The 12,777-nt window shown below is 73.6% G+C and carries 11 protein-coding genes; 4 read left to right on the top strand and 7 right to left on the bottom strand.

Annotated elements, in window-relative coordinates; translation table 11 throughout:
* Positions 1-52: 52 nt before the first annotated feature.
* The 5 genes from ACFWBF_RS10295 to ACFWBF_RS10315 all read right to left on the bottom strand — a co-directional run bounded on the left by ACFWBF_RS10295 (position 53) and on the right by ACFWBF_RS10315 (position 5,620).
* On the bottom strand, positions 53-1,510 hold the full coding sequence (locus tag ACFWBF_RS10295) for a peptidoglycan D,D-transpeptidase FtsI family protein (RefSeq protein ID WP_385598163.1): 1,458 nt from the start codon (positions 1,508-1,510) through the stop codon (positions 53-55).
* Between the two features lie 73 nt (positions 1,511-1,583).
* Positions 1,584-2,243: a response regulator gene (locus ACFWBF_RS10300; RefSeq protein WP_385598166.1), complete on the bottom strand. Its 660-nt coding sequence runs from the start codon at positions 2,241-2,243 to the stop codon at positions 1,584-1,586.
* Complete coding sequence (locus ACFWBF_RS10305) at positions 2,240-3,610, bottom strand: sensor histidine kinase (RefSeq protein ID WP_385598268.1); 1,371 nt, start codon at positions 3,608-3,610, stop codon at positions 2,240-2,242. The genes ACFWBF_RS10300 and ACFWBF_RS10305 overlap by 4 nt, the downstream gene beginning before the upstream one ends.
* 62 nt (positions 3,611-3,672) lie before the next feature.
* On the bottom strand, positions 3,673-4,698 hold the full coding sequence (locus ACFWBF_RS10310; protein WP_385598169.1) for a hypothetical protein: 1,026 nt from the start codon (positions 4,696-4,698) through the stop codon (positions 3,673-3,675).
* Between the two features lie 130 nt (positions 4,699-4,828).
* On the bottom strand, positions 4,829-5,620 hold the full coding sequence (locus ACFWBF_RS10315) for an IclR family transcriptional regulator (protein WP_385598172.1): 792 nt from the start codon (positions 5,618-5,620) through the stop codon (positions 4,829-4,831).
* Positions 5,621-5,767: 147 nt separating this feature from the next.
* Here ACFWBF_RS10315 and ACFWBF_RS10320 point away from each other — a divergent pair, with 147 nt between their 5' ends.
* The 4 genes from ACFWBF_RS10320 to ACFWBF_RS10335 all read left to right on the top strand — a co-directional run bounded on the left by ACFWBF_RS10320 (position 5,768) and on the right by ACFWBF_RS10335 (position 9,262).
* On the top strand, positions 5,768-7,339 hold the full coding sequence (locus tag ACFWBF_RS10320; RefSeq protein WP_385598175.1) for an aldehyde dehydrogenase (NADP(+)): 1,572 nt from the start codon (positions 5,768-5,770) through the stop codon (positions 7,337-7,339).
* Positions 7,340-7,381: 42 nt separating this feature from the next.
* A complete protein-coding gene (locus ACFWBF_RS10325) occupies positions 7,382-7,603 on the top strand; it encodes a hypothetical protein (RefSeq protein WP_385598178.1) in 222 nt (73 codons plus the stop codon).
* Positions 7,604-7,696: 93 nt separating this feature from the next.
* Entirely contained in the window at positions 7,697-8,983 is a 1,287-nt protein-coding gene (locus ACFWBF_RS10330; protein ID WP_385598181.1) for a TerD family protein, read from the top strand.
* Positions 8,984-9,085: 102 nt separating this feature from the next.
* The gene (locus tag ACFWBF_RS10335) at positions 9,086-9,262 is read left to right on the top strand and encodes a hypothetical protein (protein ID WP_385598184.1); all 177 of its coding nucleotides are present in this window, start codon (positions 9,086-9,088) and stop codon (positions 9,260-9,262) included.
* A gap of 111 nt (positions 9,263-9,373) precedes the next feature.
* Here ACFWBF_RS10335 and ACFWBF_RS10340 read toward each other — a convergent pair whose 3' ends face one another.
* Both ACFWBF_RS10340 and ACFWBF_RS10345 read right to left on the bottom strand, forming a co-directional pair.
* Positions 9,374-10,813 carry an alkaline phosphatase PhoX gene (locus ACFWBF_RS10340; protein WP_385598187.1) on the bottom strand — a complete coding sequence of 480 codons (1,440 nt, stop codon included), beginning with the start codon at positions 10,811-10,813 and terminating at the stop codon, positions 9,374-9,376.
* 223 nt (positions 10,814-11,036) lie between these two features.
* Positions 11,037-12,617 carry a hypothetical protein gene (locus ACFWBF_RS10345; RefSeq protein ID WP_385598190.1) on the bottom strand — a complete coding sequence of 527 codons (1,581 nt, stop codon included), beginning with the start codon at positions 12,615-12,617 and terminating at the stop codon, positions 11,037-11,039.
* Positions 12,618-12,777 lie beyond the last annotated feature (160 nt).

The raw sequence follows: 12,777 nt of genomic DNA on the forward strand, positions 1-12,777 counted from the left end.
CGGTTCCCGGCGCGTTCGGTGCCCGCGCGATTCGGCCAGCCCCGCGAGGCGGCTACTGCTTCAGCCAGGCCGCCATCATCTTCTGGGCGATCGGCGCGGCCAGCTTGCCGCCGCCGATCTCGCTGCGCTCGGTGCTGGAGTTCTCGATCACGATGGCCACCGCGATCTGCTTGCCGTTGGCCTTTCCGTACGAGGTGAACCAGGCGAGCGGGTCGAGGCTGTTGTTGACGCCGCGCTGCGCGGTGCCGGTTTTGCCGCCCACCTCTGCGCCCGGCACCTGTGCGCTCTTACCGCCGCCGTCGGTGGCCACGGTGCGCATGGCGTCCCGGAGCATCGAGGCGGTCCTGGCGCTCATGACCTGCTCCGACTCCGGGTGCTTGAAGCTCTCCAGCACGTTGCCGTTGGAGTCGGTGACCTCGGAGACCATGTGCGGGGCCACGAGCTCGCCGCCGTTCTCGATCGCGGCCGTGACCATCGCCATCTGGAACGGCGTGGCCTGCACGTCGAACTGGCCGATACCGGTCTGCGCGACCTCGTCGACCGACATCTTCTTCTCCGGGTACTTGCTCGACGGGCTGGTGCGGACCGGGGTGTCGATCTCCTTGTTGAAGCCGAGTTTCTCGGCCATCGCGCGCATCTTGTCCTGACCCAGCCGGTGCGCGTACTCCGCGAAGACGTTGTTGCAGGACTTCTTCAGGGCGTCGCGCGCCGAGACGTTGTTGCAGGCCTCGTCGCCGACCTCGCTCGGCAGCTTGGTGACGGTGCCCGGGATCGTGTACGGGGCCGCGATGCCGGTCGGCGCGTCGATGTTGGTGACCAGCCCGTTCTCGATCGCCGCGGCGAGGGTGACCAGCTTGAAGGTGGAGCCCGGTGCCTGCGGCTTGCGCAGGGCCACGTTGTCCATGGCCTTGCCCTTGCCGTCCTCGCCGAGGTACTCCTTCCAGGCGGCCCCGTCGTTGGCGCCCGCGATGCGGCCCGGGTCGAAGGACGGGTTGTTCACCACGGCGAGGATCGAGCCGGTGGCGGGATCGATGGCGACGGCGGCGCCCTGCTTGCCCTGGAGCGCGTCGTACGCGGCCTTCTGCACGTCCTTGTCGATGGTGGTCAGGACGTTGCCCGGTGCGGCCCGCTTGTTCGTCAGCACGTCCATGATCGACTTCAGTCGGCTGTCGGAGCCGTTGAGGACGTCCTTGTAGACACCCTCCAGCATGCTCGTGCCGTACACCTGCGAGCTGCGGCCGGTGATCGGCGCGTAGAGCGGGCCGTCGACATACGTCCGCTTGTACCCGAAGTCCTTGTCATCGGTGGTCTTCGTCGAGCCGGTGATCGCCTCTCCGCCCACGATGATGTTCCCGAGCGGGTTCGCGTACTGGTCGATCGTGTTCCGTCGGTTGTTCTTGTCGTCTGCGAGGGCCTGGCCTTGGTATGCCTGCACCCAGGTGACCCGCACCAAAAGGGCCAGCACCAGGAGAAGACAGAAGACCGACGCACGCCTGATCGTTTTGTTCATCCCCCTGAAGGACGTCTCAAGGGCCCCGACCGTTCCGCTCTGCCCCGATTGTGGCGGGGTTCTCAGCTTTTCTTCATCTGTTCCTCGGGAGGAAGCCTCCCTCGTACGCCGCGATGACCGCCTGGGTGCGGTCCCGGGACCCGGTCTTGGCCAGGACCGCGGCGACGTGCGTCTTGACGGTCTGCGGCCCGACGCCGAGGCGCTCGCTCATCTCGTGGTTGGACAGCCCGGTGGCCATCAGGCGCAGTACGTCGGCCTCCCGGTCGGTGAGCCGGGCCACCCACGGCGCGGCCGCAGCCCCGGGCGCGTGGGCGACGGCCAGGGAGCGGACCGCGGCCGGGAAGAGCACCGAGTCGCCGCGGGCCACGAGCCGGACCGCGCCGATCAGCTCGTCGGGGTCGGCCCGCTTGAGCAGGAACCCGGCGGCGCCCGCGCGCAGCGCCCCGTACACGTAGGAGTCGTTCTCGAAGGTGGTGACGACGAGGATCCGGGGCGGGTCGGCCATGGTCGCCAGGATCTGCTCGGTGGCCCGGATGCCGTCGACCTCGGGCATCCGGACGTCCATCAGCACCACGTCCGGGGCCAGCGCCCGGACCAGGGAGACGGCCTCGGCGCCGGACGCCGCCTCCCCCGCCACCTCCAGGTCGGGCTCGGCCTCGAGGATGACCCGCAGGGCGGTACGGACCATCCGCTCGTCGTCGGCGATCACGATCCGCAGCGGCGGCCGGCTCATCGGGGGCCCCCGCCCAGCGGAAGGACGGCCCGCAGCCGCCACCGGCCCTCGTGGCGGCCCGCCTCGACGCGGCCCCCGAGGAGCGCGGCCCGCTCGGCTGCGCCGCGCAGGCCGCGGCCCCCGGTGGTCCGGGGCTCTCCACCCTCCGGGGCGGCCGGCGGATTGGTCATGGTGATCTCCAGTTCAACGGGTCCGTTCATTCCCTCGCCCCCCTGGCCCCCTTCGCCCCGTTCGCCCCCTTCACTCGCTTCATCCCCCTGCTCCCCGCGGCCCCCGCGACCCGGATCGCCCGCGCCGCGGACGGCTATCCGCACTTCCACCGGGCCCTCGCCGTGCCGCAGGGCGTTGCTCAGGCCCTCCTGGACGATCCGGTACGCCTCGCGGGAGACGATCACCGGGAGCTGCGCCCAGCCCCCGGCCGCCCCCGGGTCCAGGTGGGCGGTGATCGGAGTGCCGGCCGCCCGGGTGCGGGCCAGCAGCCCTTCGAGGTCGGCGGCGAGGGTCGGCGCGGGCGCGGCGTCCGGCCGGTCCGGGTCACCGTCGCGCAGCAGTCCGAGGACCGCGTCCAGCTCGCCGACCGTACGCCGGGTGGTGTCCTCGATCGCCGCCAGCGCCTCCCGTACGAAGCCCAGGTCGCTGTCGAGCACCCGCCGGGCGGCGCTCGCCTGGAGGGTGACGGCGCTCAGCGCGTGCCCGACCGAGTCGTGCAGCTCCCGCGCCAGCCTGTTGCGCACCGCCAGGTCGGCGGCCCGCTCCTCGGCCGCCGCCAGCCGGTCCGCCGCCGTCGGCCCGAGCAGTACGGGTGCCAGCCGGGCCAGCAGCGCCCCCGCCCCGGCGGCGCACAGGACCAGCCCGGCCAGCAGCCCGGCCCCGAGCAGGGGTGCCAGGTACGGCTCGGCCTGCGTGCCGAACCAGCCCAGCCCGAGCCCCTTGCCGCGCAGCCCCCTCACGAACGGCAGCGCGATCAGCACCGCAGCCATGGGCGGCACCGCGAGGCTCGCCCCGCTGACGAGCGCGCCGAGCCCCAGGTGGAGGGTCCACCAGGCCGCGGTCCGCCCCCGGGCCGCCCAGGACCGGGCCGGGCCGTCGGCCAGCCGCTCCCCCGGCACCCCGCACATGGCCCGGACCGCGGCCACCGACATCGGCCGGACCAGCGGGGACACCGCCGTCACCGCGACCAGCGGCAGGGCGGCCGCGTAGGCGGCGAAACTCAACGGGAGGGAGGCGAGGGCGTTGACCCCGCCGGCGGCCACGCCGACCACCACCTGGGCGAGCAGGAAGTACGGCATCAGCAGGGCCCCGCCGAGTATCAGGTGCACCCAGCGCAGCCGGGCCCGCACCCCCAACAGCCGTCCCAGCCGTCCCAGCCGTCCCAGCCGTCCCAGCCGGCTCGGTTCGCCCCGCCCCTCGCGCATCGCCCCGTCACGCATCACCCCTCTCGGCGGGAGGTGAGGAACCGGGTGAGGACGACAGCTCCGAGGGATCCGGTGATCATCTGGCCAGCGTAGATCAGCAGGGTGGCGCGGGTGGGCCCTTCGCCGCCGTCCAACTCCGGGCCCAGCGAGGCGATCAGCATCCACAGCCCCCAGGTCAGCGCCGCCGCCGACCCCGTCCAGGCGAGGGCGAGCGGCCACCGCCCACCCCACTCCCGGCCCCGGGCCAGGAGCACCGCCCCCGCCCCGGCGGCGAGCGCGCACGCGCCGTGCACCGCGGACACCACTCCCGCCGCGGCCGAGTACTCGGCCGCCCGCTCGGCGCCCAATGCCGCCGTACCGCCGAAGGCCCAGTACAGATGCACCGCCCCCACCATCAGTCCGGCCGGCGCCGCGGCTCCCGCCACCACCCCCGTGGACGGCGGGAGCCGCTTACCCGCCGCGCCCTGCCACCGCCGCCCCCAGCGCTCCCGCGCATAGGGCACGAACAGTCCGGCCAGGGCGAGTCCTTGGACCGTGAAGCCGGTGTAGACGACCGTGAACACCCACGGGTCGAGGAAGGGCGCCTGGTACGTCTTCCCGGGGCCGCCCGCCCCCAGGCCCAGCGCCCGTATGAGCAGTTGGCCGGGGAACCCGGTGAGGATCGGGGTGAGCAGCCCGGTGGCGACGAAGGCCGGGACGGTGAGCAGCCAGGCCGGCACCCGCCTCCCCCACGGCCGGGTGAGCACCAGCACGAGCAGGATCACGCTCGCGTCCATGGCCAGCGTGAGGGCATTGGCCAGGGTGAGGAACAGCCCGGGCTCCAGCAGCACGCTGCCCTCGGGTATCCCGATCCGGCTCCCGGACAGCCAGGCGGCCTTCAGGCACAGGTACGGCACGGTGGCGGCCAGGGCCACCGCCCGCAGGATCCGCCGCCCGGTCCCCGTCCCCGGGCCGGGGGCCGGCGCCTGCTTCGCCTGCTTCGCCTGCTTCGCTTGCTTCACCTGCAACTCGGACGGGGTGTGAACGGCTCGTGTGGTCATGACCCAACGGTCCCGCGCCCGCGGCCCCGCCACCTCCCCCGTGAAGGGGAACCGCCTCCCCCACCCGGGGGAGAAACCACCGCCTCCCCCGACCACCCTCCCCGCCGCCCTCCCCGGCACGTCCCCCGGGTCACATCCGCCGAGTCACCACCGACAGCCGGTCCCGCGCCTCGAACAGCGCGTCCTTGATGGCCCGTTCGTGCACCGGCGTCAGCCGCGCCACCGGCACCGAGCAGCTCACCGCGTCCCGCGCCGGCGTGCGGTAGGGCAGCGCCACCCCGAAGCAGCGCAGCCCCAGGGTGTTCTCCTCGCGGTCCACGGCGTAGCCCTGCTCCCGCACCAGGGCCAGCTCCTCGATGAGCCGCTCCCGGTCGGTGACGGTGTGTTCGGTGACCGCCTCCAGCCGCCGGGGCAGCAGTCCCCGTACCTCTTCGTCCGTGTGCGTGGCCAGCAGCGCCTTGCCCAGCGCCGTCGTGTGCACGGGCAGCCGGCGCCCGACCCGGGTGAAGGGCCGCAGGTAGTGCTGCGACTGGCGCGTGGCCAGGTAGACCACGCTCGTCCCGTCCATCCGGGCCAGGTGGATGGTCTCCGTGGTGTCGTCGGACAGCCGGTCCAGGGTGGGCCTGGCGGCCGCGACCACCTCGTCCCCGTCGATGTACGAGCTGCCGACGAGCAGCGCCCGTACGCCGATGCCGTACCTCGTCCCGGTCGCGTCCGTCTCCACCCACCCCAGGTTCACCAGGGTGCGCAGCAGCATGTAGAGGCTGGACTTGGGCAGGGACAGGTCGTGTTGGATGTCGGCCAGGCTGTGCAGCCCCGGCCGGGCCGCGAAGTGCTCCAGCAACAGGACCGTGCGCACCGCCGACTTCACTGCCGCCGACGCGCCTGGGCCCGACGAGGCCTCCGACTCGGTTGTGGTCATTCGCCTTCGTGCCCCTCTTGTCCCTTGTCAACCCGGAAGACGCGGAAATAGAGTCCACGATGGATGTGATCATTCATCCATCGGAACGGCGTTCAGAATACTGAACGACATCGCGCGGGTCAGCGTAGATCCAGGAGGCAGTGCGCCATGACAGCAACACCAGTCTGGAGTGTGGACCCCCGCACCGGGAAGCAGCGCGAGCAGGTTGCGGTCGAAGCCACATCCCGGGAGGTGGACGAGGCCGTACGCGCGGCCCACGCCGCCCGCGGTGCGCTCGCCGACGCCGTCGTCCGCGCCGCCTTCCTGCGCGCCGCCGCCGACCTCCTCGACGAGTCGGCCGCCCATGTCGTGGAGGCCGCGGACGCCGAGACCGCGCTCGGCCCGGGCCGCCTCACGGGCGAACTCGCCCGCACCACCGGACAGCTGCGGGCCTTCGCGGATGCGGTCGACGAGGGTGCGTACCTCGACATCCGCATCGACCGCGCCGACCCCGCCCTGACTCCGCCGCGCCCTGAACTGCGCCGCTACAAGGTGCCGCTGGGCGTGGTCGCGGTCTACGCCGCCTCCAACTTCCCGCTCGCCTTCTCCGTGCCCGGCGGCGACACCGCGAGCGCCCTGGCGGCCGGCTGCCCCGTGGTGGTCAAGGCGCACCCGGACCACCCGGCCACCTCCGAGCTGTGCGCCTCGCTGCTGCGCCGGGCGGCCGTCGCCGCCGGGCTGCCGCCCGAGGTGGTGGCCGTGGTCCACGGGTTCGACGCGGGCCTGGAGCTGATCCGCCATCCGCTGGTCACGGCGGCCGGGTTCACCGGGTCCATCCGGGGCGGGCGGGCCCTCTTCGACGCGGCGGCCGCCCGGCCCGTGCCGATCCCCTTCCACGGGGAGCTCGGCTCCCTCAACCCCGTCGTGGTCACCGCCGCGGCCGCCGCCGAGCGCGCCGAGGAGATCGGCGCCGGGCTGGCGGGCTCGGTCACCCTCGGCGTCGGCCAGTTCTGCGTCAAGCCGGGCCTGGTGCTGGTGCCCGAGGGGGCGGACGGCGACCGGGTCACCGGGGCGCTGACCAAGGCGCTCGGGGAGACCGAGCCGGGCGTGCTGCTGGACCACCGGATGCGGGAGAACTTCATCGCGGGCGTCCGCGAGCGGGCCGCGCTGGCCGCGGTCACCGCGCCCGTCACCCCGGGCTCGGGCGGCGAGCACTCCGTGGGGGCGGGCTACCTGACCGTGCCGGCGCGCGCCCTCGTGGAAGGCACCGTCGGCGCCGACGCCGACGCCGGCGCCGGCGCCGGCGGCAGCGGCGGCAGCGGCCACGAGGTCCTGCTGGAGGAGTGCTTCGGCCCGGTCACCGTGGTCGTCCGGTACGCCGACCAAGGCGAGGCGGCCGCGGTACTGGGCCTGCTCTCCGGGAACCTGAGTGCCACGCTGCACCTGTCGGCGGCCGAGACCGAGGGCGGCGCCGGTCCCGCCGCGGAGCTGATCGCGCAGGTCACGACGCTGGCCGGGCGGGTCGTGGTGAACGGCTGGCCCACCGGGGTGGCCGTGGCCCCGGCCCAGCACCATGGCGGCCCCTACCCGGCGGCGACCTCCCACTCCACCTCGGTCGGCGGGACCGCGATCGAGCGCTGGCTGCGCCCGGTGGCCTACCAGTCGGTGCCCGACGCGCTGCTCCCGCCGGAGCTGCGCGAGGCCAATCCGCTGGGGCTGCCGCGCCGGGTCACCCCCTGATCCCGTTGCCTGCCCCGCCCCGGGCGGGGCAGGCTGCCGCCCATGCCGAAGCCGCACGGATTCTCGTACGAACAACTGGGCGATCACAGCGTCGTCATCACGCACCAGGGGCGGGCCGCGGGCACCCTGCGGGGCGGCCGGGCCGAGAAGTTCCTGGCCGAGGTGGAGTCCGGGGACGCGCAGCTCGTCATGGCGCGCTGGACCGGCGCGTACAAGTTCGGGAACGAGCGCATGGCCAAGAACCACCCCCGCAACCGGCGCTGAGGCCTGCCTCCGCCGCGTTCGCCCCGTACGAAATCTCGCGCGAGGGTAAGGGAACGGTAAAGCTGCGTCGGTCGTTCTGGATGCATGACCGCTATGACCCCTGGTTCCAATCTGCCGCTCCCTTCCGTCAGCGTGACGGTGGACGTGGCTGCTCCGGTGCGGCTCGACGTGTCCGGGCTCCTTCTCACGGCGGACGGCAAGGTGCGCTCCGACGCCGACTTCATCTTCTACAACCAGCCCTCCGGCCCCGGTGTCACCTACCGGTCCGGCGGCGGTGCGGCACCGGACTCGATCACCGTGGACACCGGCGCGCTGCCGCCGGGCATCGAGCGGATCGTGGTCACGGCCAGCCCCGATGCCGCCGGGCAGACCTTCCAGGGCATCGAGCCGACCGCGACCGTACGGGACGCGGCCGGCTCGGTGATCGCGACCTTCACCCCGCCGCAGCTCGGCTCCGAGACGGCCCTCGTGGTCGTCGAGATCTACCAGCGCGGCGGCGCCTGGAAGGTCCGCGCGGTCGGCCAGGGGTATGCGAACGGCCTGGCCGGCATCGCGACCGACTTCGGGGTCTCGGTGGACGAGGAGCCCGCCCCCGCGGCGGCGGCCCCGGCGCCGGTCGCGCCCCCGGCGCCCCCCGCCCCTCCGACGGCGCCCGCCCATCCGGTCTCCCCCTGGCTCGGCGGCCAGACGCCCACCCCTTCGGCCCCGACCGCCGCCTCCTGGCCGAGCTCCCCGGCGGCCGCACCGGCCGCGCCCGCGGCGCCCGCCGCCCCGTCGGCCCCCGCCGCCGCGCCCGGAAGCGGCAAGGTCAACCTGGACAAGGGCCGCGTCACCCTCCAGAAGAACCAGACCGTGTCCCTGGTCAAGGGCGGCCGCCCGCTGCTCTCCCAGGTCAAGATGGGCCTGGGCTGGGAGCCCGCGTTCGGCGGCCGCGACATCGACCTCGACGCCTCGGTCATCGCGTACGGCCCGCAGCGCAACCACATCGACAGCTGCTACTTCGGCAAGCTGTCCATCCTGGGCGGGGCCGTCAAGCACTCCGGCGACAACCTCACCGGCGAGGGCTCGGGCGACGACGAGGTCATCGTGGTCGACCTCGGCCGGCTCCCCGCCGACGCGACGGGGCTTGTCTTCACGGTCAACTCCTTCTCCGGCCAGAAGTTCACCGAGGTGGCCAAGGCCTACTGCCGCCTGATCGACGCGGCGAGCGGCGAGGAGCTGGTGCGCTTCGACCTCACCGGCGCGGAGCCCCAGACCGGCGTGATGATGGCCAAGCTGATCAAGCAGTTCTCCGGCGAATGGGAGATGACGGCCATGGGCGAGTTTGTGAAGTCCCGCACAGTGCGCGGCATGGTCAAGCCCGCTTCCCAGGCACTCTGAGCAGGTGGGCGGGCACATGGAGCCACCGATCACTGCTCCGGGTGATCGATTCCACCCTTAATCGGGCGGTGGCTGTCAGTGCCCACCCGTAGCCTGGATCCCATGCACCAGACACTCCAGCCCGCGGGTCCCGCGCGCCCGTCCGCCGCCGAGGCGAACGACGCGATCCGGCACCTCGTAGAGACTCGGGTGGATGGCGAGTGGCCCTCCGACGCGTATGAATTCCTGCTGGAGGAGTGGGCCGCGGCCAGCCGCGCCGAGGCATATCCCAACCGATGAAGCTCTGAAGCGGCCCGGCCTCCGAATGGCCGGGCCGCCGACTCCATGAGCCACGGGCTCCGAGCCGCCGGGCCCACCGCCCGGCGGCTCAGTCGTGCCGGGTGCCGGGCGTCAGCGCGTACGCCGCCACGGGCCCGTGATGGCGAGCATGATGCCCGGGTCCTGGATGTTGGCGAACAGCGTGCGCCCGTCCGGCGAGAAGCAGACCCCCGTGAACTCCGAGTACTCCGGCTCCTCGGCGGTCCCCATGTTCAGCTCGTTGCGCGCCAGCGGGTACGTACGCCCCGACTCGGTCGCGCCGAAGAGGTGCTGCAGGCCCGAGCCGTCCTCGGCGATGACCAGGCCGCCGTACGGGGAGACCGTGATGTTGTCCGGGCCGTCGTATCCGCCGTCGGCCGCCGGGTCCGCGTTCACTCCGAACAGCACCGTCAGCCGGATCGTGCGCCGCTTGGGGTCGTAGAACCACACCTGCCCGTCGTGCGGGGCGCCGGGGCTCTCCGTACGGGCGTACGAGGAGACGAAGTAGGTACCGCCGTCGGCCCACCACATCCCCTCCAGCTTGCGCGCCCGCGTCACGGCGCCGGCCCCGAACTGCTTGCGCACCGGGACCGTCCGCGCGTCACGGTCCGCGACCGGCGCCCAGTCGACCCCGTACACGGTGCCGATCTTCGTCGCCCGCGAGAGGTCGTCGACGAACACGCCCGAGCTGTCGAAGCACTTGGCGGCCGCGAGCACCCCGGCGTCGTCCGCGAGGGTACGCAGCTTGCCGCGCCCGTGGTGGAACCCGCGCGGCGGTGTCCACCGGTAGAGCAGCCCGTTGGGGCCGGAGGCGTCCTCGGTCAGGTAGGCGTGGCCCTGCTTGGGGTCGATGACCACGGCCTCGTGCGCGAACCGGCCGAAGGCCTTGACCGGCTTCGGGTCGCGGTTGGCGCGGCGGTCGTGCGGGTCCACCTCGAAGACGTACCCGTGGTCCTTGGTCATGCCGTTCTTGCCCGCCAGGTCCTCGTTCTCCTCGCAGGTCAGCCAGGTGTTCCAGGGAGTGGCCCCGCCCGCGCAGTTGGTCGACGTACCGGCGATGCCCACCCATTCGGCGACCTCGCCGCCGCACCGGACCTCGACCACCGTGCAGCCGCCGGACGCGCCCGGGTCGTAGACGAGGCCCTCGGTGAGCGGTACGGGGTGCGCCCAGTCGGAGCGCGGGCCCTTCAGCTCGTGGTTGTTGACGAGGAGGGTGACCCCGCGGTGGCCCTCGAAGGCGGCCGTGCCGTCGTGGTTGGACGGGGTGGACTCGCCCGATTCGAGCGTGGTGACACCGCTGTGCGTGACGACGCGGTACGAAAACCCGGCGGGGAGCGCGAGGAGGCCCGCCGGGTCGGGGACCAGCGGGCCGTAGCCGGGGCCGTTCGGGCGGCCGCGCTCGTCCTGGTGGGTGCTGTCGTCGGCCGCCAGCGCCCCCGGGGCGGTGGCGAGTGCGCCGACCGTCCCGGTGAGCGCGACGCCGGCACCTGCGATGACGGTGCGGGCGGTGAAGTCTCTACGGCTGAGCGGCATCGGGTCTCCTGGGGGTGGGGAGGTGGTGCGCCTGCGGTGCAGTCGTCGGCGCACACGCTCCCGCCCGCACCTGAACGCCCGCTGAACTACCCACGAAAACGAAGCGACCCCTTCGCCCGGTTCGGTATGGCCAACTCCCCTTCAGGAACGTCTCATTACCGACGCCTCAGGCGTGCCTCAGGCATGCCTCACCCGCGCCTCCCGCGTCGCCTCCCGCGTCGCCTCACGGCTGCCGGGAACGCGCCTTGAACGCGGCCTTGCGGGCCTCCTTCGCCATCTTCTTGTCCGGGTGCAGCCGTCCCATCGCCTCCAAGACGTCCGCCGTCGCCGGGTGCTCCACCCGCCACACCTCGTCGAAGAACCCCGCGTGATGGGCGGTCAGCGTCTCCACCAGGGCCGGCAGTTCCTCCGTCTCCCCGTCCGCACCGAGCTGCGCCGCGATCGTGTCGACCGTCAGCCAGAACACCATCGCCCCGTCCGGCGCCGGTACGTCGGCCGCCCCGCGCTCCGCCAGCCAGACCCGGGCGAGACCGCCCAGCTGCGGGTCGTCCAGCACCGCGCGGAGTGCCGGCTCGGCCTGCGCCCCGGCCGGGGCGAGGGCCTGCTGGCAGCGCAGCCGGCGCAGCGGGGCGCTCTCGTCGTCCCCCTTGGCGGCGGCGAGCAGCTCGGCGGCCGCCGCGGGCAGCGCGCGGTCGGCCAGCCACTGCTCGATCTCCGCCTGGGCCGCGCCCTCGGGGTAGTGGGAGATCGCGTCGAGCAGTGCGTCGGCGCCCTTGTCGGCCAGTTCGCCGATGGCCGGCGCCTCGACCCCGGCCTCCAGCATGCGGGCGCGGATCCCGTAAAGGCCGAGCGGGGTCAGGCGCACCATCCCGTACCGGGCGACATCGTCCTCGTCCTCGTCGTCGCCCTCGGCGCCCTCCGGTCCCGCGGCGGCCGGCTCTTCCTCGCCCGCCTCCGCGAGCAGGTCCTCGTCGACCGGGCGGAACTCGACGAGACCGATCGGCTCCAACTGCCGGAACTGGTCGTCGAGGCGCATCATCGCGTCCGAGACCTGCTCCAGGACGGCGTCGGTCGGCTCGCCCATGTCGTCGGGCACCACCATCGAGGCGGCCAGCACGGGCAGCGGAACCGGGCTGTCGGCCGCCCCGCCCTCGGCGACGGTGAGCAGGTAGAGGTTGGCGAGGACCCCGTCGAGGAAGTCCGCCTCGCGGCGCGGGTTCCAGTCGAGCTGGTCGAAGTCGATCTCACCGCCCGCGTCGAGCGCGTCCACGAGGTCGTCCAGGGCCGGCACCGCCGCGTCCGCGAGGACGGTGTCCAGGGCCGCGAGCCACAGGTCGAGCACGTCGCCGGGGGCGCCGCCCGTGACCAGCGCGAGGTCCTCGCCCGGCGCCGCGGTGCCGAAGTCCCGCGCCTCCTCGGCCTCGCCCCGGTCCCCGTCGGCCGCGCCCTCGTCCGCCGCCGCGCCCGGCGCCTCCTGCGCCGCCGCGTCCGCTGCCTCGTCCGCCGCCTCGTCCTCGTCGGGCTCGGTCACGTCGACCAGGCCGGTGTCCACGGCGACCCGCCAGGCCTGGCTCGCGTACACCGGGGAGTCCTCGTCGGCGGCGTCGAGGCCGAGCACCGCGACGGCGTCGGGCAGCTGGGCGGCGACGAGTTCGCCGCCGACGTCCACGCGGGTGTCGGGTCCGGCCCAGCGGGCCAGGCGTACCGCGCGGGCGAACAGCGGGGCGGCGAGCGCGTCTCGGGCCAGCTCCGCGTCGGAGAGCAGCCGGACCGGCGGCAGCGTGGGGTGCGACTCTGCGGACATGGGGCGGTTCTCCTCGCGGGCGCGGTGGGGCGATGGTTCGGTCGGACAGCCCTGCGGCGGGGCGGCCTGGCAGCCGTGCGGCCGGGCGGCAGGCGGTCGTGACCTTCTTGCGGCGCTCCAGCGTAGACGCATTTCGGGCGCGCCCGGCGGGGCATCCCTT

Origin of the sequence: Streptomyces sp. NPDC060028 (assembly GCF_042736725.1) — a bacterium.
GTDB lineage: Bacteria > Actinomycetota > Actinomycetes > Streptomycetales > Streptomycetaceae > Streptomyces.